The 21,759-nt window shown below is 75.3% G+C and carries 17 protein-coding genes; 13 read left to right on the forward strand and 4 right to left on the reverse strand.

The genetic code is table 11. The features are described 5' to 3' along the window. Positions 1–1,288 precede the first annotated feature (1,288 nt). Positions 1,289–2,167: a tetratricopeptide repeat protein gene (locus ACFV1L_RS34490; RefSeq protein WP_380373765.1), complete on the forward strand. Its 879-nt coding sequence runs from the start codon at positions 1,289–1,291 to the stop codon at positions 2,165–2,167. A gap of 100 nt (positions 2,168–2,267) precedes the next feature. Here ACFV1L_RS34490 and ACFV1L_RS34495 read toward each other — a convergent pair whose 3' ends face one another. After that, positions 2,268–3,623, reverse strand: a complete 1,356-nt coding sequence (locus tag ACFV1L_RS34495) for a DUF1015 family protein (RefSeq protein ID WP_380373767.1) — start codon at positions 3,621–3,623, stop codon at positions 2,268–2,270. Positions 3,624–3,729: 106 nt separating this feature from the next. Between ACFV1L_RS34495 and ACFV1L_RS34500 the strand changes: the two genes are divergently transcribed. Continuing rightward, complete coding sequence (locus ACFV1L_RS34500; RefSeq protein ID WP_380373770.1) at positions 3,730–4,245, forward strand: tetratricopeptide repeat protein; 516 nt, start codon at positions 3,730–3,732, stop codon at positions 4,243–4,245. 41 nt (positions 4,246–4,286) lie between these two features. After that, positions 4,287–5,321, forward strand: a complete 1,035-nt coding sequence (locus ACFV1L_RS34505) for an HAD-IIA family hydrolase (RefSeq protein ID WP_380373772.1) — start codon at positions 4,287–4,289, stop codon at positions 5,319–5,321. A gap of 21 nt (positions 5,322–5,342) precedes the next feature. On the opposite strand, the gene ACFV1L_RS34510 is transcribed toward ACFV1L_RS34505, so the two are convergent. Then, positions 5,343–5,690 (reverse strand): SCP2 sterol-binding domain-containing protein, encoded by a 348-nt coding sequence (locus ACFV1L_RS34510; RefSeq protein WP_380373775.1) that lies wholly within the window; start codon positions 5,688–5,690, stop codon positions 5,343–5,345. A gap of 236 nt (positions 5,691–5,926) precedes the next feature. On the opposite strand from ACFV1L_RS34510, the gene ACFV1L_RS34515 reads away from it, so the two are divergent. The 4 genes from ACFV1L_RS34515 (at position 5,927) to ACFV1L_RS34530 (ending at position 8,874) form a co-directional block, all read left to right on the forward strand. After that, positions 5,927–6,889: a hypothetical protein gene (locus ACFV1L_RS34515; RefSeq protein ID WP_380373777.1), complete on the forward strand. Its 963-nt coding sequence runs from the start codon at positions 5,927–5,929 to the stop codon at positions 6,887–6,889. After that, complete coding sequence (locus ACFV1L_RS34520) at positions 6,882–7,037, forward strand: hypothetical protein (protein WP_380373780.1); 156 nt, start codon at positions 6,882–6,884, stop codon at positions 7,035–7,037. Before ACFV1L_RS34515 ends, ACFV1L_RS34520 begins: the two co-directional genes overlap by 8 nt. A 36-nt stretch (positions 7,038–7,073) precedes the next feature. Beyond that, positions 7,074–7,880 carry a TlyA family RNA methyltransferase gene (locus ACFV1L_RS34525; protein ID WP_380373782.1) on the forward strand — a complete coding sequence of 269 codons (807 nt, stop codon included), beginning with the start codon at positions 7,074–7,076 and terminating at the stop codon, positions 7,878–7,880. Between the two features lie 91 nt (positions 7,881–7,971). After that, positions 7,972–8,874, forward strand: a complete 903-nt coding sequence (locus ACFV1L_RS34530; RefSeq protein ID WP_380373784.1) for an NAD kinase — start codon at positions 7,972–7,974, stop codon at positions 8,872–8,874. A gap of 178 nt (positions 8,875–9,052) precedes the next feature. Here the strand turns inward: ACFV1L_RS34530 and ACFV1L_RS34535 are convergent, their stop codons facing one another. Next, on the reverse strand, positions 9,053–10,528 hold the full coding sequence (locus tag ACFV1L_RS34535) for a PLP-dependent aminotransferase family protein (protein WP_380373786.1): 1,476 nt from the start codon (positions 10,526–10,528) through the stop codon (positions 9,053–9,055). A 112-nt stretch (positions 10,529–10,640) separates the two neighbouring features. Between ACFV1L_RS34535 and ACFV1L_RS34540 the strand changes: the two genes are divergently transcribed. The 3 genes from ACFV1L_RS34540 (at position 10,641) to ACFV1L_RS34550 (ending at position 14,400) form a co-directional block, all read left to right on the forward strand. Further along, positions 10,641–11,273, forward strand: a complete 633-nt coding sequence (locus ACFV1L_RS34540; RefSeq protein WP_380373788.1) for a YitT family protein — start codon at positions 10,641–10,643, stop codon at positions 11,271–11,273. Positions 11,274–11,355: 82 nt separating this feature from the next. Beyond that, complete coding sequence (gene recN / locus ACFV1L_RS34545; RefSeq protein ID WP_380373810.1) at positions 11,356–13,089, forward strand: DNA repair protein RecN; 1,734 nt, start codon at positions 11,356–11,358, stop codon at positions 13,087–13,089. Positions 13,090–13,239: 150 nt separating this feature from the next. Next, positions 13,240–14,400: a glycosyltransferase family 4 protein gene (locus tag ACFV1L_RS34550; RefSeq protein ID WP_380373791.1), complete on the forward strand. Its 1,161-nt coding sequence runs from the start codon at positions 13,240–13,242 to the stop codon at positions 14,398–14,400. A 7-nt stretch (positions 14,401–14,407) separates the two neighbouring features. On the opposite strand, the gene ACFV1L_RS34555 is transcribed toward ACFV1L_RS34550, so the two are convergent. Continuing rightward, positions 14,408–16,699, reverse strand: coding sequence for a glycoside hydrolase family 15 protein (locus ACFV1L_RS34555; RefSeq protein ID WP_380373794.1), 2,292 nt, complete (start codon positions 16,697–16,699; stop codon positions 14,408–14,410). Here ACFV1L_RS34555 and ACFV1L_RS34560 point away from each other — a divergent pair. The 3 genes from ACFV1L_RS34560 to ACFV1L_RS34570 all read left to right on the forward strand — a co-directional run bounded on the left by ACFV1L_RS34560 (position 16,685) and on the right by ACFV1L_RS34570 (position 21,722). Beyond that, complete coding sequence (locus ACFV1L_RS34560; RefSeq protein WP_380373797.1) at positions 16,685–18,355, forward strand: CTP synthase; 1,671 nt, start codon at positions 16,685–16,687, stop codon at positions 18,353–18,355. The two genes, ACFV1L_RS34555 and ACFV1L_RS34560, sit on opposite strands and share 15 nt — an antisense overlap. 134 nt (positions 18,356–18,489) lie before the next feature. Continuing rightward, on the forward strand, positions 18,490–19,113 hold the full coding sequence (locus tag ACFV1L_RS34565) for an NUDIX domain-containing protein (protein WP_380373799.1): 624 nt from the start codon (positions 18,490–18,492) through the stop codon (positions 19,111–19,113). Positions 19,114–19,829: 716 nt separating this feature from the next. After that, a complete protein-coding gene (locus ACFV1L_RS34570; RefSeq protein WP_380373801.1) occupies positions 19,830–21,722 on the forward strand; it encodes an NB-ARC domain-containing protein in 1,893 nt (630 codons plus the stop codon). Positions 21,723–21,759: the final 37 nt, after the last annotated feature.

A 21,759-nucleotide genomic window follows, 5' to 3' on the forward strand; every position in this document is an offset into this window, starting at 1 on the left:
CGATGGTACTGCAGGGGGGACCCTGTGGGAGAGTAGGACGCCGCCGAACAATTCTTCAAAAGGCCGAGGCCCCAGCGATGAGCTGGGGCCTCGGCCTTTTTTGTTGGGCTTTTTCAGCCGAACGTACAGACGGCCGGCGGACGGCGGTCGGCACCCGGACGCGGTGCCCGCCCGTGTGCCGGACAATGGACAAGTACGGACGTACCGGGCCCTTGCCGGGGTTCCGAGGTCGTCCGGATCGCGCGCTGGTGTCGATGGATCGGCAGTGGCGCCCTCTAGAGCCAGCAGTGTGCAGACAGGAGTCACCAGCATGTCGAACCCGCCCCAGGACCGGCCCGAGCGCCGTAACGACGGCGGCCGGGGGTACGAGCCCAGGTCGCGCGGGGGCTGGTCGAACGACCGTGGCCCGCGTCGTGACGACCGTGGCGAAGGCGGCGGCTACCGGGGTCGGGACGACCGTGGTGACCGTGGCGGCGACCGCGGGGGTTACCGCGGCGACCGTGGCGAGCGTCCGTCGTACGGCGACCGCCCGCAGGGTGGTGGCTACCGCGGCCGCGACGACCGTCCCCAGGGCGGCGACCGTGGCGGCTTCCGCCGCGACGACCGCGGGGACCGCCCGTCCTACGGTGGCGGCGGCTACCGCTCGCGTGACGACCGCCCGCAGGGCGGCGACCGTGGCGGGTTCCGTCGCGATGACCGTCCGCAGGGTGGGTTCCGTCGTGACGACCGTGGCGAGCGTCCGTCGTACGGCGACCGCCCGCAGGGTGGCGGCTACCGCGGCCGCGACGACCGTCCCCAGGGCGGGTTCCGTCGTGACGACCGCCCCCAGGGCGGTGGGTTCCGTCGTGACGACCGTGGCGAGCGTCCGTCGTACGGGGACCGTCCGCAGCGCAGTGGTGGGTTCGAGCGTCGCGACGACCGTCCGCAGGGTGGGTTCCGCCGCGACGACCGTCCGCAGGGCGGCTACCGGGACCGTGACGACCGTCCGTCGTACGGGGACCGTCCGCAGCGCAGCGGTGGGTTCGAGCGTCGTGACGACCGCGGTGACCGTCCGCAGGGTGGGTTCCGTCGGGACGACCGTGGCGACCGTCCGCAGGGCGGTGGCTACCGTGGCCGGGACGAACGTGGCGGCGAGCGTGGCGGGTTCCGTCGCGACGACCGTGGCGACCGTGGGGACCGCGGCGGTTTCCGGGGCCGGGACGACCGGGGTGACCGCGGTGGGTTCCGGGGCGGCCGGGACGACCGGGGCGGCTTCCGTCGGGACCAGGACGAGCGCCGGCCGGAGCCGGTGCGCCGGCTGCCGATCCCGGACGACGTGACCGGGTTCGAGATCGACGCGGATGTCCGCCAGGACCTGAAGAGCCTGCCGAAGACGCTCGCGGACGACGTGGCGCGCAACCTGGTGATGGTCGCGCGGCTGCTCGACAGCGAGCCCGAGGAGGCCTACAACTACTCGCGGGTCGCGCTGCGGCTGGCGTCGCGCGTGGCGAGCGTCCGGGAGGCGGCCGGCTTCGCGTCGTACATGACGCAGCGGTACGCGGAGGCGCTGACCGAGTTCCGGGCCGCGAAGCGGATGACCGGCCGGGCGGACCTGTGGCCGGTGATGGCGGACTGCGAGCGCGGTCTGGGCCGTCCGGAGCGGGCGCTGGCGATGGCCGGCGAGCCCGAGGTGAAGCAGCTGGACAAGGCCGGTCAGGTCGAGATGCGCCTGGTCGCGGCGGGCGCCCGCGCGGACCTGGAGCAGTTCGACGCGGCCGTGGTGACGCTGCAGAGCCCCGAGCTGGCGTCCTCGGCGATCCACCCGTGGACCGCGCGGCTGCGGTACGCGTACGCCGACGCGCTGATCGCGGCGGGCCGGGCCGAGGAGGCCCGCGAGTGGTTCGTGAAGGCGGTCGAGGCCGACTCGGACGGTTCGACCAACGCGTCCGAGCGCCTCGCGGAGATCGACGGCGTGGAGTTCACCGACGCGCTGGACGAGGACGCGGAGGACGAGGGCCAGGAGTCCGAGGAGCCGGTGCGCAAGCCGATCGCGAAGGACGAGATCGGCGACGACCGGATGATCTTCGAGGACGAGGAGGACGTCGAGGAGTTCTACGACGACGACGACCTGGAGATCGACGAGGACTACGACGAGGACGCTGCCGAGGAGCAGCCGAAGAAGGCCTGACCTTCCGGCGGCTCGTGGCGAGCAGTGAGCAGTGAGACGGCCCCCGTTCCGGGTAGGAGCGGGGGCCGTTCTGCGTGCCGGGGCACGGCCGGGTCGGCCGTCAGCCCAGTTCGAGGGAGCGCAGGACCAGTCCGGTGGCCGGCTTGGGGCCGAAGGAGGTGGACTTGCGGGGCATGGTGACGCCCTGTTCGGCGAGCCGGCGGACCACCCGTTCCTCGACGGGGTGGAGCAGGACGGCGGTGCCGCCGGTGCGGGCGGCCTCCCGGACGGCGGACTCGGCGGAGTGCAGGTAGCCGATGTGCTCGGGGCTGTCGGGGACGTGCCAGGTGTGGTCGAGCAGGGTGGCGTGCAGGACGGTGGCGTCGAGGCGGCGCCACTCCTCGGGCCGGTCGGTGCGGACGGTCGCGTCGAGGGTGCGCTCGTCCGGGCCGGTGAGCAGCAGGTAGCGGTCGTCTCCGGCGGTGAGGACGAAGGAGTTGCGGGCGTCGGTGCGGGCCTCGGCGAGGGCCTTGAGGGCGTCGGGGAGGGTGCCGGGGAGTTCGGTGACCTGCCAGACGTCGGGGTCGAGCGCGGCCAGTGCGGCGTGCAGCGGGAGGCGGTGCAGGACGCGGTGGATGGCGCGGACCTTCAGCGGGTAGCGGTCGGTGTCGACCAGCAGGACCAGGCCGCGGTCCCAGGGGCTGCGGGGCAGGTGGCGGTGCTCGCGCTGCAGGCGCAGGTACATCTCCCAGCGGTGGTGGCCGTCGGCGATGAGGGCGCGGCAGGTGGCGAGGTCGCGGGCGACGGCGGCCAGGTCGGCGGGGGCGGTGACGGCCCACAGGCGGTGGTGGGTGCCGTCGCTGGTGGTGGTGTCGAGGAGGGGTTCGCCGGCGGCGGTGCGCTCGACGACGTCGGCGGCCCGGCCGTCGCCGCGGTAGGTGAGCAGGAGCGGTTCGAGGTTGGCGCGGGTGGTGCGCATCAGGCCGACCCGGTCGGCGACGGGCTTGGGCATGACGTCCTCGTGGGGCAGGACGACGCCGGCTTCGGGGCCGCTGACGGCGAGGGCGCCGATCAGGCCGCGCTGGAGGCCGCCGCCCGGCGTCTGCTGCTCGTAGACGTACAGGGCGGGCCGCGGGTCGGCGGTGAGGATGCCCTGCTGGCGCCAGTCGCGCAGCAGGCGGGCGGCGTGCCGGTACCGGGTGTCGCGGTCGGGGCGGTGGCCGGGGTCCTCGGGTTCGGGGCGCGGCAGGATGAGGCGGACGATGTTGTACGGGTCCGCGGTCTCCAGGTCCAGGCGCCGTCCGGGGTCCACCACGTCGTACGGGGGTGAGGTGACCGCGGCGAGGTCGCCGACCCGGTGGGGGTCGTAGCGCAGGCCGCGGAACGGGGACAGGGACAGCCCTGCGGTGGCGACGTGCCCGGGGTCTCCGGGGCCGCCCGAGGGCTCGTTGCCGCTTTCGGCACGAGGGGCGCTCATCTTGGGCATGTTAGTCGGGTAGTCCTTGTTGGGAGATCGCGATGCGCGTGGCCGTTCGGGTCGCGGGCGGAACGGTGGGTGCGGCGCAGGAAGCGGGGCTGGGCGGATGAGCTACGGGATGCACGACGGCGACAGCGCGGACGGGGCGGAGGCTGTTCCCGAGGGTGCGGCGGGGGTGCCGGGCGGCGGGGTGTACGACTGGTTCCGGCGCGGGGTGCGGCTGTTGGAGGAGCGGCACCCGGCGGCGGCGGTGCAGTTGCTGGCGCGGGCGGCGGAGGCGGAGCCGGGGTCGCGGTCGATCCGGGAGGCGCTGGCGCGGGCGCAGTTCGACGCCGGGCAGTACGCGGCGGCGTTGGAGAGTTTCCGTTCGGTGGCGCTGGCGGACCCGTCGGACGACTACGCGCAGTTCGGGTGGGGGGTGGCGGCGGCCCGGCTGGGGGACTTCGAGGTGTCGGCGGAGCATCTGGCGCTGGCGGTGGCGATGCAGCCGGGCAACGAGCACTACCGGGCGGCGCTGCGGCAGACCCGGGCGACGCTGGCGGCCCGGGCGGGGGCGTTCGGGCCGCTGCTGCCGGGTGCGCCGGGGTACTTGGCGCCGCCGGACGGGTCGGACGAGACCTAAGGTTGCGGGTGTTCGATCGTTCGAGGTGACAGGGAGCAGTGATGGCGGAGAGCGCCGGCCGGGTCGGGAGCGTGCCGCGGGGCAGTGCGGTGGCGTTGACGGAGGCGTACGACACGGCGCTGCTGGACCTGGACGGGGTGGTGTACGCCGGGCCGCACGCGATCCCGTACGCGGTGGAGTCGCTGGAGCGGGCGCGGGCGGCCGGGATGCGGTTGGCGTACGTGACGAACAACGCCTCTCGGCCGCCGCGGGTGGTGGCGGCGCACCTGTCGGAGCTGGGGGTGGCGGCCGAGCCCGGTGACGTGATCAATTCGGCGCAGGCGGCGGCGCGGCTGGTGTCGGAGAAGGTGCCGGCGGGGTCGCGGGTGCTGGTGGTCGGCGGGGCGGGGCTGGTGGAGGCGCTGGAGGAGCGCGGGCTGGTGCCGGTGCGCTCGCTGGACGAGGATCCGGCGGCGGTGGTGCAGGGCTACGACCCGTCGGTGGGCTGGGCGGACCTGGCGGAGGCCTCGTACGCGGTGGGCCGGGGCCTGCCGTGGGTGGCGTCGAACACGGACCTGTCGATCCCGACGGCGCGCGGCATCGCGCCGGGCAACGGGACGCTGGTGGCGGCCGTGTCGGCGGCGACCGGCGTGACGCCGGAGGTGGCGGGCAAGCCGCTGCCGCCGATGCACCGGGAGACGGTGCTGCGGACGGGCGCCCGGCGTCCGCTGGTGGTCGGCGACCGCCTGGACACCGACATCGAGGGGGCGTTCAACGGCGGCGTGGACTCGCTGCTGGTGTTCACCGGCGTCACCACGCCCGGGCTGCTGCTGGCGGCGCCCGTCCGGCACCGGCCGACGTACCTGTCGGACGACCTGCGGGGCCTGTTGGAGCCGCAGCCGGAGGTCGCGGCGCTGGGCGGCGGCCGGTTCGGCTGCGGCGGCTGGACGGCCGGCGTGGAAGGCGGCGCGCTGGTCCTGGACGGCGCGGGGGAGCGGATCGACGCGTTGCGGGCGCTGTGCGCGGCGGCGTGGACGTGGGCGGACGCGAACGGCGGGGCGGCGCCGGAGAGCGCGAAGGCGCTGGCGGCGCTGTGACGGCGGCGGGTTGACGGCCGGTCAGAGCAGGCTGCGCAGCCTGATCAGGTCGAGGAAGCTCGCGTCGAGCTTGAGGCGGCCGGTGGCCCAGGCGGTGGGGAACGGCAGGCGGCCGTCGACCAGGGCGACCAGGTCGTCGCCGGTGGTGGTGAGGCGGATGTCGGCCTTGGCGGCGGGTGCGCCGGGGGTGTCGGTGATGCCGGTGAGCTGGCCGCCGGCGAGGCGTCCGGTGAAGGTCAGGTCGAGGTCGGTGAGGTGGCAGCTGAGCGACCGGTCGAGGGCGGCGGCCTTGCGGACGTCGCCGTTCGCGCCGGCGAGGTTGCGGCTGAGCTGCTCCAGTGCGCTGCGGCACTCCTCGATGGTGGCCATGGGGGCGGCGTGCTCCTGTCTCGGTGGGCGGTTCGGCGTTCCACGCTAACCCGCCCGCCGGGTGCGGTGGCCGGGTGGGCCCGGGGTCCGGCTTCGAACCCCCGCCTCCGACGCGGGTTCGAGGACAGACCCTTGGGGCCGACCGTGCGGCTGGTCGGTGCGGGCGGGTACGGGCGGGCGTGGGACGGGGTAGCGTCGGGTGCGGGCAGTCGGTGCCCGCGGAGGAGGCGTTTCGGATGCTGCGGGATGCGGTGCGGGGAGTGGTGGTGGTCGCGGCGGAGCTCGCCGAGGAGGCGAGCCGCCGGGTGGCGGGCGCGGCCGAGGAGTTGCGCAAGCGGACCGGTGAACTGCCGTCCGAGTTGGAGCAGTTGCGGTCGCTGGCCGAGCAGGCGGTGACGGCGGGGGTGGACCTGGTCACGGGCCTGGCCAAGGGCCGGGCGGACCAGGTGTTCGAGAAGGTCGGCGACCAGGTGGTGAAGGTCGGCGTGGTGCTGAGCTTCCTGGAGTCGAAGCTGCGCGAGGTCGACGAGCCGGACGCGCCCGAGCGGGCGGCGGCCGGGTCCGAGGAGGAGCCGGAGCAGCCGGCGGAGCCGCCGGTGCGGCCGGCCGCCCGGGCCAAGGGCCTGTTCGACGCCGGGTGGGACAAGGAGCCGGTGGCGGATTCCGGAGCGGAGGAGTCGGCTGCGGAGAAGCGGGCGGCGCCCCGGAAGCGGCCCGCGGGCTCGGCGTCCGCGGTGAAGAAGGCGGCCACCCGCAAGGGCACGGCGGCCAAGCAGGCGGCGGCGAAGCGTTCGGTGCCGCGCCGGGCCCCGGCGGGCGAGGGCGGCACGACGGCGACGCCGCGGACGGTGGCGAAGAAGGCCGCAGCGAAGAAGACCGCGGTGCGCAGGCCGGCCGGTGCGGCGGAGCGGGCGGCGGTGGACAGCCCGTCGGCGCCGCTGCCCGCGGCGGCGAAGAAGGCCGCTCCGGCGCGGAAGGCGGCCGTGCGGAAGCCCGCGGCGAAGCGCACCGCCGAGGCGGAGGGCGGCACGTCGGGCGGGGCGGTGAAGAAGGCCGCGGCGAAGAAGGCCCCGGGGAAGAAGGCCCCGGCCGCGCGGGCGGCGGCCGCTGACGGTGCGTCGGGCGGGGTGCCGGCGAAGAAGGCCGCCGGCCGCAAGCCCGCCGGGCGGGGTGACGCCGGGGGCGCCGCCGGTGAATGAGCCGCAGTGGACGGGGGAGCCCGAGGTGGACGAGGTGCTGGCCCGGCTGGGGGAGGCCGACGGGGTGGGGACGGGGGAGCGGGTCGAGGTGTACGAAGATGGTCATGCGCGGCTCGCCGCGACCCTCGCGGCGCTGGACCGCGAGTGACGATTGCGGAATGTGGGAGCTGACGTAGTAGTGGCAGTGGCACGACGCCGTCTGGACGCGGAGCTGGTGCGGCGGAAGCTGGCCCGGTCGCGGGAGCATGCGAGTGAGCTGATCGCGGCGGGCCGGGTGACGGTCGGCGGGACGGTGGCGACCAAGCCCGCGACGCAGGTGGAGACGGCGGCCGCGGTGGTGGTCGCGAAGGACGACGCCGACCCGGACTACGTCTCGCGGGGCGGTCACAAGCTGGCGGGCGCGTTCGCGGCGTTCGTGCCGCAGGGCCTGGTGGTGGAGGGGCGCCGGGCGCTGGACGCGGGCGCGTCCACCGGCGGCTTCACCGACGTGCTGCTGCGCGCCGGGGCGGCGCACGTGCTGGCGGTGGACGTCGGCTACGGGCAGCTCGCGTGGTCGCTGCAGAGCGACGAGCGGGTGACGGTGATGGACCGCACCAACGTGCGGGAGCTGACGCCGGAACTGATCGGCGGGACGCTCGTCGACCTGGTGGTCGGCGACCTGTCGTTCATCTCGCTGGGCCTGGTGCTGCCGGCGCTGGCCGGCTGCGCGGCGCCCGACGCGGACCTGGTGCTGATGGTGAAGCCGCAGTTCGAGATCGGCAAGGAGCGGCTGGGCTCCGGCGGTGTGGTGCGCTCCCCGGAGCTGCGGGCCGAGACGATCCGCCAGGTCGCTTCGCAGGCCTGGCAGTTGGGCCTGGGGGTGCGGGCGGTGACGGCGTCGCCGCTGCCGGGGCCGTCGGGGAACGTGGAGTATTTCCTGTGGCTGCGCCGGGACGCGGGCGAGCTGGATCCGGCCGAGGCGGACCGGGCGGTGGCGGAGGGCCCCCAGTAGGGTACTTGGCAGACGTCCGAGCGTTGCGCAGACTGGCAGGCCGCGGCCGGGCCAGCAGGGTCCGGCAGGCGTAGGGAGAGGGCAGCGGGCAATGAGCGATCGTCGTACGGTCTTCCTGATCGCGCACACCGGCCGGGAGGCCGCCCTGCGCAGTGTGGAAGGGCTGGTGGACGGCCTGCTGAAGGCGGGGATCCGGATCCGGCTGCTGGAGGCGGAAGCGGTGGGCCTGGACCTGCCGGACGGGGTGGAACTGGTGCCGGGCGGGCCGGGCGCGGCCGACGGCTGCGAGCTGATCCTGGTCGCGGGCGGGGACGGCACCCTGCTGCGGGGGGCGGAACTGGCCCGCGAGTCGGGGCTGCCGATGCTCGGCATCAACCTGGGCCGGGTCGGGTTCCTGGCGGAGGCGGAGCGCGACGACCTGGCGACGGTGGTCGACCGGGTCGTGGACGCCGACTACGCCGTCGAGGAGCGGATGACCATCGACGTGCTGGTGCGCACCAACGGCGATGTGCTGCACGAGGACTGGGCGCTGAACGAGGCGTCGGTGGAGAAGGCGGCGCGGGAGCGGATGCTGGAGGTCGTCACCGAGGTCGACGGCCGGCCGGTGTCGAACTTCGGCTGCGACGGCGTCGTGCTGTCGACGCCCACCGGCTCCACGGCGTACGCGTTCTCCGGCGGCGGGCCGGTGGTGTGGCCGGAGGTGGAGGCGCTGCTGATGGTGCCGATCAGTGCGCACGCGCTGTTCGCCCGTCCGCTGGTGACCTCGCCGGACTCGGTGCTGGCGGTGGAGGTGCAGCCGAAGACGCCGCACGGGGTGCTGTGGTGCGACGGGCGGCGCTCGGTCGAACTGCCGGCCGGGGCGCGGGTGGAGGTGCGGCGCGGCAAGACGCCGGTCCGCCTGGCGCGGCTGCACCGGGCGCCGTTCACGGACCGGCTGGTCGCCAAGTTCGCGCTGCCGGTGACGGGGTGGCGGGGGCGCTCGCAGACCGGCTGACGAGCAGGCAGGTGCGAAACCGGGGGTGCGGGGAACTGCGCGACAAGCGCAAGCCGCGTCCCCGAGGTCGCGATCAAGTGCAGATCGTCGTCCTGCGTCGCGATCCTGCTGGCGAGTGCCTCCGATTCGCGCAGTTCCCCGCGCCCCCGTTTCCGCGCCCACCTGCGGTCGCACCCGCTCAGAGGCTGCACGGTTCCGGGTCCGCCGTCGTGAACCGCTCCGCGCGGGCGAGTTCGGCGGCTTCGGCGATGCGGCGCAGGGCGTCGGGGACGAGTGCCGCGGGCAGGGTGAGCGGGAGTCGCAGGCACTCCTCGAACGCGCCGTCGACGCCGAACCGGGCGCCGGAGGCGATCCGGACGCCGAGGCGCTCGCCGGCGCGGGCGAGGGCGGTGGCGGGCAGGCCGGGGGTGGCCACCCAGAGGGCGAGGCCGCCGGGCGGCAGGGTGAACCGCCAGCGGGGGAAGTGCCGGGGCAGGGCGTCGGCGAAGGCTTCGGCGGTGGCGCGGAGTCCGGCGTGCCGGGCGGCGCGGACGGCGGGCAGGTGGGCGGTGAGCAGCCGGGTGGCGATCAGCTGGTCGAGGACCGGGGTGCCCAGGTCGTAGAGGGCCCGGTCGGCGGCCAACTTCCGCACCAGGGACGGCTGGGCGCGCAGCCAGCCGATCCGCAGGCCGGGCCAGAGCAGTTTGCCGGCCGAGCCGACGGTGATCACCCGGGCGTCGCGGTCGAGTGCGGCCAGCGGGCGGGGGAGTTCGGACTCGGCGACGCCCCAGCCGAGTTCGGCGCAGGTCTCGTCGGAGACGACGGCGGTGCCGGCGGCCCGGGCGTGGGAGAGCAGGGCGCGGCGCTGGTCCTCGTCGATCAGGGCGCCGGTGGGGTTGTGGAAGTCGGGGATGGTGAAGGCGAGTTTCGGGGCGGCGCCGCGGAGCACCCGCTGCCACTGGTCGAGGTCCCATCCGGCGTTCCCGGCGGGGTCGGTGGCGAACGGGACGGGGACCAGGCGGGCGCCGAGCCGGTCCAGGGCGCGCAGCGTGTTGACGTAGCTGGGCGCTTCGACGGCGACCCGGTCGCCGCGGGTGAGCAGCGACTGGTGGGCGAGGTGCAGGGCGCTCATCGCGCCGGTGGTGATCAGCACCTGGTCGGGGCCGGTGGGCAGGCCGCGTTCGGTGTACCGGTGGGCGACCGCCTCGCGGAGCACGGGCAGCCCGGTCGGGTAGTTGCCGTGCCCGACGGCGTACGCGGGCAGCTGTTCGAGGGCGTGGGCGGCGGCCTCGGCGAGCTCCGGCGGGGCGGTGGGGGCGGCCAGGCCGAGGTCGAGCTGGGTGCCGTGCTGGTCGGGGGCGAGCGGGTGGAGGGCGTCGGCGGGCGGCCGGGTGCCTTCGGGCAGGGCCGTCCAGGAGCCGGCGCCGCGGCGGGAGTGCAGGAAGCCGTCGGCGCGCAGCGCCTCGTAGGCGGCGGCGACGGTGGTGCGGCTGAGCCGGAGTTCGGCGGCGAGTTCGCGTTCGGCGGGCAGCCGGGTGCCGACCGGGAGGCGGCCGTCGGCGACCAGCCGGGACACCTGGGCGGCGAGCGCCCGGTAGGCGGGGCGGCGGCCGTCCGGCGGGGGGAGTCGGCTGGCGAGGGCGTGCGGGGTGAGCGTGCTGTGCCACTCGGCCATCGAAATCAGTCCACTCGGATCGGATTGGCCCTGTCGGGCGTGGTTTTGGCCCGACCATAGTGGCGGTCAGTGCCGAGGAACGGCAAGCACCGCACGAAAAGAGGTCCACCCGATGGCGGTCTCCCTGCCCCTGTCCGCGAACTCCACCGACCTGCCCCGCCGCCTGGTCCAGTTGGCCGTCGGCCTGGTGCTGTACGGCGTGTCGATGGCGCTGGTGCTGCGCGCCTCGCTCGGCGGCAACCCGTGGGACGTCTTCCACCAGGGCCTGGCCCGGCACGTGGGCCTGAGCGTCGGCACCTGGGTGACGCTGGTCGGCGTGCTGGTGCTGCTGCTGTGGATCCCGCTGCGGCAGAAGCCCGGCGTCGGCACCGTCGGCAACGTGGCCGTCCTCGGCGTCGCGATGGACGCCACCCTGGCGGTGCTGCCGCACCCGCACGCGCTCGCCGCCCGGATACCGCTGCTGGCCGCCGGCATCGTGCTCAACGGCCTGGCCACCGGCCTGTACATCGGCGCGCGGCTCGGCCCGGGCCCGCGCGACGGCCTGATGACCGGCCTGCACCGGCGCACCGGCCGCTCCGTGCGGCTGATCCGCACCTGCGTCGAGTTGACCGTGCTGGCCGCCGGCATCGCCCTCGGCGGCACCTTCGGCGTCGGCACGGTCGCCTACGCGCTGGCCATCGGCCCGCTGGTGCAGTTCTTCCTGCCGCGCCTCACCGTGCCCGCCCCGGCCGCCACCGGCGACTGAAACCCCCTCCCGTGTGAAACCGGGGGGCGGTCGTCGCACACCGACGGTGGACCCCCGTAAGGTCGTCTCCGTGTTGGACGAGATGCGGATACGGGATCTGGGTGTCATCGACGACGCGGTGGTCGAACTCGCGCCCGGCTTCACCGCCGTCACCGGAGAGACCGGCGCCGGCAAGACCATGGTGGTGACCAGCCTCGGGCTGCTGCTCGGCGGACGGGCCGACCCGGCGCTGGTGCGCAACGGCTCCGCGCGGGCCGTCGTCGAGGGCCGGCTCGCCCTCGACCCGGCCTCCCCGGTGGTGGCCCGCGCCCAGGAGGCGGGCGCCGAGCTCGACGACGGGGAGCTGCTGATCAGCCGCACCGTCTCCGCCGAGGGCCGCTCGCGCGCCCACGTCGGCGGCCGCTCGGTGCCGGTCGGCCTGCTCGCCGAGCTCGGCGAGGACCTGATCGCCGTGCACGGCCAGACCGACCAGCAGCGCCTGCTGCGCCCGTCCCGGCAGCGCGGCGCGCTCGACCGGTACGCGGGCGAGGCCGTCGCGGAGCCGCTGGCCCGCTACCGCGAGGTGTACCGGACCCTGCGGGAGGTGTCGGCGACCCTGGAGGAGCTGACCACCAGGGCCCGCGAACGCGCCCAGGAGGCCGACCTGCTGCGCTTCGGCCTGGAGGAGATCGCCGCCGCCGAACCCGTCGCGGGGGAGGACGCCGAGCTGGCCGTGGAGGCCGAACGCCTCGGCCACGCCGACGCGCTGTCCTCCGCCGCGACGCTCGCGCACGCCGCCCTGGCCGGCGACCCCGCCGATCCGGAGGCCGTGGACGCGGGCACCCTGCTCGCCCAGGCCCGGCGCGCCGTCGACGCCGTCCGGCACCACGACGAGCGGCTCGCGCAGCTCGCCGACCGGCTCGGCGAGGTCGGCTACCTGCTCGCCGACGTGGCCGGCGACCTCGCCGGGTACGCCGACGACCTGGACGCCGACCCGGTGCGGCTGGCCGCGGTCGAGGACCGCCGCGCCGTCCTCGCCCACCTGGTGCGCAAGTACTCCGGCGCCGAGGGCACCCTCGACGAGGTGATCGCCTGGGCCGAGACCGGCTCGGTGCGGCTGCTGGAACTCGACGGCGACGACGAGCGGATCGACGAACTCGGGGCGCAGGAGACCGAGTTGCGCGCCCGGCTGGCCGACCTGGCGGCCGAGGTGTCGCAGGCCCGGCACGCCGCCGCCGACAAGTTCGCCGCCGCGGTCTCCGCCGAGCTCGCCGAGCTCGCCATGCCGCACGCGCGGGTGACCTTCGCGATCAGCCAGGTCGACGACCTGTCCGGCATCGAGGTCGGCGGCCGCACCGTCGCCTACGGCCCGCACGGCGTCGACGAGGTCGAGGTGCTGCTCGCCCCGCACCCCGGCGCGCAGCCCCGCCCGATCGCCAAGGGCGCGTCCGGCGGCGAACTGTCCCGCGTCATGCTGGCCGTCGAGGTGGTGTTCGCCGGCGCCGACCCGGTGCCGACCTACCTGTTCGACGAGGTCGACCAGGGCGTCGGCGGCAAGGCCGCCGTGGAGATCGGCCGCCGGCTGGCCAAACTGGCCCGCAGCGCCCAGGTGGTGGTGGTCACCCACCTGCCGCAGGTCGCCGCGTTCGCCGACCGGCACCTGGTGGTGGAGAAGACCAACGACGGCGTGGTCACCCGCAGCGGCGTGAAGACCCTCAGCGACGAGGAGCGGGTGCGCGAGCTGTCCCGGATGCTCGCCGGACTGGAGGACTCCGAGCTCGGCCGGGCGCACGCCGAGGAACTGCTGGCGGCCGCCCGCACCGCCCGGGCCCGCTGAGCGCCCGGCCCATCCCTGCTCCGCACGCGTCGCCCGGGCCCGCACGGCCCGGGCGACGCGCCCGCAGCGGTGCCGACTGTCCAAGAGGGTGACCGACCTGGCATCGTGGCGAGCGGACACCAGCTGACAACGAGTCGGAGCGAAATCGACGTGGACCATTCCGCCGCCCGGGCCACCGCGGCCCCCCAGTTGCACGTGGTGCTCGTCCTGGCCGCCGCGACGGGCGGGATCGGCGCGCACGTGCGCTCCCTGACGCAGGGTCTGGTCGCCCACGGGGTGACGGTCACGGTCTGCGCCCCCGAGGGCGTCGACCGGCTGCACGGCTTCAGCGCGGCCGGCGCCCGCCTGCACACGGTGGACATCACCCCCACGTCCGGGGCCCGCTCCGACGCCACGGCGATCGGCGAGCTGCGCCGCGCGTTCACCGGCGCCGACGTCGTCCACGCGCACGGCCTGCGGGCCGGCCTGCTGTCCGACCTGGCGCTGCGCACCGCGGGCCGGTTCCCCGGCATCCGCCCGGAGACCCCGCTGGTGGTCACCTCGCACCACGCGCTGCTCGCCACCGGACTGGAGCGCCGCCTGCAGCGCCTGATGGAACGCCGGGTGGTGCGGGCCGCCGACCTGGTCCTCGGCGCGTCCTCCGACCTGGTCGCCCGGGCCCGCGAACTGGGCGCCACCGACGCCCGGCTCGGCCCGGTCGCCGCCCCGCCGCTGCCGCCCGCCGGCCTCGACCGGGCCGCCGCCCGGGCCGCGCTGCCCGGCGGCGACGACGGCCGCCCCGTGGTGCTGGCGATCGGCCGGCTGGTGATGCAGAAGTGCTTCTCGCTGCTGCTGGACGCCGTCCCGCACTTCGCCGCGCCCGGCGGCCCGATGCCGCACGTGCTGCTGGCCGGCGACGGCCCCGAACGGCAGGCCCTGTACGACCGGGTGCGCACCGAGAAGCTCCCCGTGGACCTGCTCGGCTACCGCACCGACATCCCCGAACTGCTGGCCGCCGCCGACGTGGTGGTGCTGTCCTCCCGCTGGGAGGCCCGCTCGCTGGTCGCGCAGGAGGCGATGCGGGCCGGCGTGCCGGTGGTCGCCACCGCCGTCGGCGGCGTCCCCGAACTGGTCGGCGACGCCGCGGTGCTGGTCCCGTTCGCCGATCCGCGGGCGCTCGGCGGCGCGGTGCGCGAGCTGCTCGGCGACGACAAGCGCCGCGCGGAGCTCGCCGAGGCGGGCCGCGCCCAGGCCCGCACCTGGCCGGACGAGGCCGCCACCGTCGCCCAGGTGCTGTCCATCTACGACGAGCTGGTGCAGCGCCGGAACTGACCGGCCGTCAGTGCGACAGGTTGAGCCCGCCCGCAGCGGTCAGCCGCAGCGCGGTGTCGATCAGCGGGACGTGGCTGAACGCCTGCGGGAAGTTGCCGACCTGGCGGCGCGCCCGCGGGTCCCACTCCTCGGCGAGCAGCCCCAGGTCGTTGCGGAGCGCCAGCAGCCGTTCGAACAGCTCGCGGGCCTCGCCGACCCGGCCGATCATCGCCAGGTCGTCGGCCAGCCAGAACGAGCAGGCCAGGAACGCCCCTTCGTGCCCGGACAGGCCGTCGACGTTGTTGCCCTGCTCGTCGTGCGTGGGGTACCGCAGCACGAAGCCGTCCTCGGTGGACAGTTCGCGCTGGATCGCCTCGATGGTGCCGATGACCCGCTTGTCGTCCGGCGGCAGGAAGCCGACCTGCGGGATCAGCAGCAGTGAGGCGTCGAGCTCCTTGCCGCCGTAGTACTGGGTGAAGGTGTTGCGATCCGGGTCGTAGCCCTTGGCGCAGACGTCGGCGTGGATCTCGGCGCGGAGCTTCTCCCAGCGCTCCGCCAGGCCCGGCGGCGGGTTCTCGACCTGCTCCAGCAGCTTGAGGGTGCGGTCGACGGCGACCCAGGCCATCACCTTGGAGTGCACGAAGTGCCGGCGCGGGCCGCGGACCTCCCAGATGCCCTCGTCGGGATTGCGCCAGTGGTCCTCCAGGTACTCGATCAGGCGCAGTTGCAGCTGGTGGGCGTGGTCGTGCCGGGCCAGGCCCGACATGGTGGCCAGGTGCAGGGCCTCGACGACCTCGCCGTACACGTCGAGCTGGAGCTGCCCGGCGGCGCCGTTGCCGACCCGGACCGGGCGGGAGCCCTCGTAGCCGGGCAGCCAGTCGAGTTCGGACTCGGTCAGTTCGCGCTCCCCGGCGATGCCGTACATGATCTGCAGGTTCTCCGGGTCGCCGGCGACCGCCCGCAGCAGCCACTCGCGCCAGGCGCGGGCCTCCTCGCGGTAGCCGGTGCGCAGCAGGGAGGACAGGGTGATCGCGGCGTCGCGGAGCCAGGTGTAGCGGTAGTCCCAGTTGCGTTCGCCGCCGAGGTCCTCGGGCAGCGAGGTGGTGGGGGCGGCGACGATGCCGCCGGTCGGGGCGTAGGTGAGGGCCTTGAGGGTGATCAGCGAGCGGACCACGGCCTCCCGGTAGGGGCCCTGGTAGCGGCACTGCTCGACCCACTCGCGCCAGAACCGCTCGGTGTTCTCCAGCGCCTCCTCGGCGTCGGGCCGGGCGGGCGCGGCTTCGTGCGAGGCCTTCCAGGTCAGGCCGAAGGCGATCCGCTCGCCCGCGGTGACGGTGAAGTCGGCGTACGTGGTCAGGTCACGGCCGTAGGTCTCCGCCGCGCCGTCCAGCCAGACCGAGTCGGGGCCGGCCACCGCGACGGTGCGGTGGCCGCCGTCGGGCTGCTCGACCCGGTGCACCCACGGCACGATCCGGCCGTAGCTGAAGCGCATCCGGACCGCGGAGCGCATCCGGACGGTGCCGGCCAGGCCCTCGACGATGCGGATCATCTGCGGCACGTCCGGCGTGCCGAGCAGGTGGCGCGGCGGCATGAAGTCGATCACCCGGACGGTGCCGCCCTGGGTGTCCCACTCCTGTTCGAGGATCAGCGAGTCGCCCCGGTAGCGCCGCCGGTCGCAGGGCACCGCGGGCGCGGCGGCCGTCACCGGGGGAAGCCGCGGCTCGGCGTCCAGCAGCGTCGGCCGGGGCGGCTCGACGACGGGCGGCGGCTCGACCGGCAGGGCCGGGCCGATCCGCCAGAAACCGTGCTCATCGGTGCCGAGCAGCCCGGCGAACACCGCCGGCGAGTCGAACCGGGGCAGGCACAGCCAGTCGACCGCGCCGTCCCGGCGGACCAGGGCGGCCGTCTGCATGTCTCCGATGAGCGCGTAGTCCTCGATGCGACCGGCCATGCTTCTCCGTTCCCAGCGGTCCCACGCGCCCCCGCGGCGCCGGCGCGCACGGGACGGGCGAGGATGTCGACGTTTGAGCAGAATACGTTGATTCGGGTGTTTCGGGCGCGTGTACGCGCCCCGTCCGCCTGCCCGCGCCCCTTGCCCCGCATGCCTGCACGGCCCTCCCCGGCCCCCTTCCGGACAGCCCGTCCGGGCCGTCCGGCCGACGCGCGGAGCGGCCTTCCACCCGGACGCGGGCGAGCACTCGCCGGGGCACTGATACGCTGGTATCCCGTGGAACTGGTGGGAACGAGGGCCGGGAGCCCCTCCACCGGCGTCACTCTCCGACACGACACCCACGGGAGCCCCCTCTTGGCACAGCCCCATTCCGGCAAGTCGGCCAACGGCCGCGCCGTGACGACCAAGCACCTCTTCGTCACCGGGGGTGTCGCCTCTTCGCTCGGCAAGGGCCTCACCGCCTCCAGCCTCGGCGCCCTGCTCAAGGCCCGCGGCCTGCGGGTGACCATGCAGAAGCTCGACCCCTACCTCAACGTGGACCCGGGCACCATGAACCCGTTCCAGCACGGTGAGGTCTTCGTCACCGACGACGGGGCCGAGACCGACCTCGACATCGGTCACTACGAGCGTTTCCTCGACACCAACCTGCACGGCTCGGCGAACGTCACCACCGGCCAGGTCTACTCCACCGTGATCGCCAAGGAGCGGCGCGGCGAGTACCTCGGCGACACCGTCCAGGTCATCCCGCACATCACCAACGAGATCAAGTCCCGGATCCGCCGCATGGCGACCGAGGACGTCGACGTGGTCATCACCGAGGTCGGCGGCACCGTCGGCGACATCGAGTCGCTGCCGTTCCTGGAGGCCGTCCGCCAGGTCCGCCACGAGGTCGGCCGCGACAACGTGTTCTTCGTGCACGTCTCCCTGCTGCCCTACATCGGCCCCTCCGGCGAGCTCAAGACCAAGCCCACCCAGCACTCGGTGGCCGCCCTGCGCAACATCGGCATCCAGCCCGACGCCATCGTGCTGCGCGCCGACCGCGAGGTGCCGCAGGCCATCAAGCGCAAGATCTCGCTGATGTGCGACGTCGACGAGGAGGCCGTGGTCGCCGCGATCGACGCCAAGTCGATCTACGACATCCCGAAGGTGCTGCACGGCGAGAACCTCGACGCCTACGTGGTGCGCCGCCTCGACCTGCCGTTCCGCGACGTCGACTGGACCGTCTGGGACGACCTGCTGCGCCGCGTCCACGAGCCGCAGCACACCGTCAAGGTCGCCCTGGTCGGCAAGTACATCGACCTGCCGGACGCCTACCTGTCGGTGACCGAGGCGCTGCGCGCCGGCGGCTTCGCCAACAACGCCCGGGTCGAGATCAAGTGGGTCACCTCCGACGACTGCGAGACCCCCGAGGGCGCGCAGGAGCAGCTCGGCGACGTCGACGCGATCTGCATCCCCGGCGGGTTCGGCGACCGCGGCGTGGACGGCAAGGTCGCCGCGATCACCTACGGCCGCGAGAACAAGATCCCGCTGCTCGGCCTGTGCCTGGGCCTGCAGTGCGTGGTCATCGAGGCCGCCCGCAACCTGGCCGGCCTGCCCGAGGCGAACTCCACCGAGTTCGACCCGGCCGCCAAGTACCCCGTCATCTCGACCATGGCCGAGCAGCTCGCCATCGTCGACGGCAAGGGCGACCTCGGCGGCACCATGCGCCTGGGCCTGTACCCGGCGAAGCTCGCCGAAGGCTCCATCGTGCGCGAGGTGTACGGCGGCGAGCAGTACGTCGAGGAGCGCCACCGCCACCGCTACGAGGTCAACAACGCCTACCGCGCCGACCTGGAGAAGACCGGCCTGCAGTTCTCCGGCCTCTCCCCGAAGGGCGACCTGGTCGAGTACGTCGAGTACCCGCGCGAGGTCCACCCCTACCTGGTCGCCACCCAGGCCCACCCCGAGCTGAAGTCCCGCCCGACCCGGCCGCACCCGCTGTTCGCGGGCCTGGTCGCCGCGGCGATCGACCGCAAGGTCGGCTGACGGTCGTTTGCGGGAAGCCGCCCGTTCCGGAGTTCGCTCCGGGGCGGGCGGCTTCGGCGTGTCGGGCGCTTCGGCGTGTCGAGGGCTGCCCGTCCGGTAGATTGCGTCTAACTGACGAGAAGGGGTGGTGTCCGATGACCGGAATGCGCGACGTGGCCGAGGAGTGGGACGTCCGGGACGGGCACACGCCCTTCCAGGGCCGGATGACCGGCATGCGCAGCGAGCAGGTGCGCATGCCCGACGGCAGCTGGGCGCAGCGCGACTACCAGATCCACCCCGGCTCGGTCGCCGTGCTCGCCGTCGACGAGCAGGCCCGCGTCCTCGTCCTGCGCCAGTACCGGCACCCCGTCCGGCACCGGCTCTGGGAACTGCCGGCGGGGCTGCTCGACGTGCCCGGCGAGAACCCGCTGCACGCGGCGCAGCGGGAACTCTTCGAGGAGGCGTACTGCAAGGCCGGGCAGTGGCGCGTCCTGGTCGACTTCTACACCTCGCCCGGCGGCAGCGACGAGGCCCTGCGGCTGTTCCTCGCCACCGACCTGTCCGAGGCCGAGGGGGAGCGGTACGCCGCGCACGGGGAAGAACTGGAACTCGAGTCCGCGTGGGTCCCGCTCGAACAACTGGTGGACCTGGTCCTGGCCGGCGAACTCCACAACCCCACCCTGGTCACCGGCACCCTCGCCCTCCACACCGCCCTCGCCCGCGGCGGCATCGACGCCCTCCGCCCGTCCGACGCCCCATGGCCGGCCCGACCGTTCTGACACCCGCGCCCCCGCACGGGGGCGGGGGCGCGCGGAAGCGGGGGATTTCGGGGCTGCGCGCTGCTCCGGCCCGCGGCGGTGCGGATCGTTCCGCGCGGTCGACGCGCTGCGGTCGGCCCGGGCGTTCCGACGCGTCGCGCACCGCGCGGGGGACGGTGGGGCCGGTCGAGGGGTCGCGCTGTGGTCGGTGCGGACGGTCCGGGGCTTCGCGGTTCGCGTCGGGCGGCGGGTGCGCTGCGAGCGGCTTGGGCCTGCGGCGGCGCCGAGGCGTTCCGTCCGGCCGACGCGCCGTCTCGTCGGCCGGGCCGTTCCGACGGCAGCGGGGACTTGGGGATGCGTTCCGATCGGCCGGCGGCGCACTGCAGGTCGGGGCGCGGGCGGGCGGCTGAATGCGCGGCGGCCGGACCGGGCGTTCTGACGGTCACGCTCCGCCTGGGGAAGGTGCGCTGTCCGGCTCGTGCGCCGTGGACGCGCTCCGGTCGAGCCTCGCAGCACCGGGGGGAGGAGGGCGACCGGCCTTCCGTGGTGGGTGGTGCCGGTCCGGGCGGGCGGTCTGCGGAGTGTGGTGTCCCGGGTGGGGGTTGGGCCGGGGGGGTGGTGCGGGGGGTTGGTGGGACCGGGGTGTCTCGGCGGGGCGGGGTGGTCGAACTACGCTTCGCGGACAGGGCCCGGTGTGCGGGTCCGGGGCGCTGGGCGACGGGTCGGGAGTGGCGCGGGTGGCGAGGGATGCGGCGGCGGTGGCCGAGGCGGCCGGGATCTTCGACGCGTTGCCGGCGGGCGCCAGGCCGTTCGGTGGGCGGGTCGCCGAGCTGGCGGCGCTGACGGTGGCCGCGGGGCGGCCCGCGCCGGGGCGGGGGAGGCTGCTGGTACTGGCGGGCCGGCCCGGGTCGGGCCGTACCGCGCTGGCGGTGCAGTGGGCGCGCAGTGCGGTGGAGCAGTACCCGGACGGGTTGTTGTACGCGCGGCTGTCCGCGCCGGACGGGACGAGGGTGGGGCCGGGGCGGGCGGCCCGGATGCTGCTGGAGCAGTTCGGTGAGCGGCCGGGCGCCGCGCTGCTGCCCGGTGCCGCCGAGGAGGATCCGGCGTGCGAGGTGCTGCGCGAGGTCCTCGGGTCGCGGCGGGCGCTGCTGCTGCTGGACGACGTCCGGGACGCCGGTCAGGTGTGGCCGCTGCTGGCGGAGAAGACGGAGTCGGTGCTGCTGGCGACCACGGCGGGGCCGCTGACGGGGATCGAGGGCATCGATCCGGTGATCCTCGGCGGTCTGGAGCACCGTGCGGCGGTCGATCTGCTGTCCGCGCTGGTGGGCGGCACCCGGATCTCCTGCGACCCGGTCGGCGCGGCCGAACTCGCCGAGGCGTGCGCGAACCGTCCGGCGGCGTTGCGGCTGGCCGCGGGCTGGTTGCGGACCGAGCCCCGGCTGGCGGTCACCGAGGCGGCGGCCCGGTTGCGGCAGCCGCCGGAGCAGGTGCGGGAGCGCTCCCGCACGGTCGCGGAGGGGCCGGAGCGGCCGGAGACGGTGCCGGTGGTGGAGGGCGACCCGCTGCGGGGCGCGTTCGAGCCCGCGTACCGGCGGCTGCCGGCGGCCCGGGCGCGGTTGCTGCGGCTGTGCACGCTGGCGCCGGGCCAGCGGGTGGACCTGCGGACGGCGTCCGCGCTGGTGGGCTGTCCGGCGCCGGAGGCCGGGGCGGGGCTGGCCGCGCTGGCCGACCTGGAGCTGCTGGAGCGGGAGCCGGCGGCGGCCGACGGCACCGAGCGCTACCGGGTGCCGGGGCGGCTGTACGGGCGGCTGGTGGAGTTGCGGGCGGAGGCGGACCGGCCGTCGGAGCTGGAGCTGGCCCGGGCGCGGCTGCTGGAGCGCCTGGTGCGGCTGGTCGATTCGGCGCGGCTGCTGCTGGACCCGGCGGCCGGGCCGAACCCGGATCCGCTGCCGGGCCCGCTGCGGCTGCGGTCGGCCGCGCACGCCGGGCAGTGGCTGCTGGGGGAGCGGGAGCACCTGCTGGCCGCGGTCGCGGACGCCGTCGGCCAGGGTGATCTGGACGGCACCGCGGGCCGGCTGGTGGCCGCCCTGCTGCGCGCGCTTCCGCTGACCGGCGAGGCGGCGCCGGCCGACCTGCACGCGCTGCACGAGTCGGTGCTGAAGGTGGCCGAGCGGCAGGGCGCGCCGCGCCGGGCCGCGGCCGCGCTGCTCAACCTCGGCGACCTGCAGGCCGACGCGGGGCGCTGGGAGCAGGCCGCGGAGCGCTACCGCCGGGCCGTGGACCTGTCCCGGGGTGCGGGCGACGAGGGCGGCTGCGCCCGCGCGCTGGAGGGCGTGGGCCACTGCCACCGGGCGCTGGGCGACCCGCTGCGCGCGGCCGACGCGTACGGGCGGGCGCTGGTGCTGCGGCAGGCGGTGGGCGACCAGGCCGCGGAGGCCCGGCTGCTGGTGCGGGTGGCGGAGGCGCACACCGCGCTGCGGCGGTTCGAGGAGGCGCTGCGGGAGTACCGGTCGGCGGCGGCGGTGCTGCGGCGGACCGGTGACACGGACGGTGAGCGGCAGGTCGCGGCGCTGGCCGAGCGGCTGCGGCAGCACCTCGGCCGGGAGGGACTTCGTCCACTTTCGGAGTAGTGTCTTGAGTGCGGGGTTTGCCCCGCAATATGGCCTC

The organism is Kitasatospora sp. NPDC059646 (assembly GCF_042734615.1).
In the GTDB taxonomy this organism is placed as follows: domain Bacteria; phylum Actinomycetota; class Actinomycetes; order Streptomycetales; family Streptomycetaceae; genus Kitasatospora.

Coding starts and splice junctions, on each gene's coding strand:
- ACFV1L_RS34495 (WP_380373767.1), bottom strand. CDS start 3,623: ATGAGCGCCCCTCGTGCCGAAAGCGGCAACGAGCCCTCGGGCGGCCCC.
- ACFV1L_RS34500 (WP_380373770.1), top strand. CDS start 3,730: ATGAGCTACGGGATGCACGACGGCGACAGCGCGGACGGGGCGGAGGCT.
- ACFV1L_RS34505 (WP_380373772.1), top strand. CDS start 4,287: ATGGCGGAGAGCGCCGGCCGGGTCGGGAGCGTGCCGCGGGGCAGTGCG.
- ACFV1L_RS34510 (WP_380373775.1), bottom strand. CDS start 5,690: ATGGCCACCATCGAGGAGTGCCGCAGCGCACTGGAGCAGCTCAGCCGC.
- ACFV1L_RS34515 (WP_380373777.1), top strand. CDS start 5,927: ATGCTGCGGGATGCGGTGCGGGGAGTGGTGGTGGTCGCGGCGGAGCTC.
- ACFV1L_RS34530 (WP_380373784.1), top strand. CDS start 7,972: ATGAGCGATCGTCGTACGGTCTTCCTGATCGCGCACACCGGCCGGGAG.
- ACFV1L_RS34535 (WP_380373786.1), bottom strand. CDS start 10,528: ATGGCCGAGTGGCACAGCACGCTCACCCCGCACGCCCTCGCCAGCCGA.
- ACFV1L_RS34540 (WP_380373788.1), top strand. CDS start 10,641: ATGGCGGTCTCCCTGCCCCTGTCCGCGAACTCCACCGACCTGCCCCGC.
- recN (WP_380373810.1), top strand. CDS start 11,356: ATGCGGATACGGGATCTGGGTGTCATCGACGACGCGGTGGTCGAACTC.
- ACFV1L_RS34555 (WP_380373794.1), bottom strand. CDS start 16,699: ATGGGGCTGTGCCAAGAGGGGGCTCCCGTGGGTGTCGTGTCGGAGAGT.
- ACFV1L_RS34565 (WP_380373799.1), top strand. CDS start 18,490: ATGACCGGAATGCGCGACGTGGCCGAGGAGTGGGACGTCCGGGACGGG.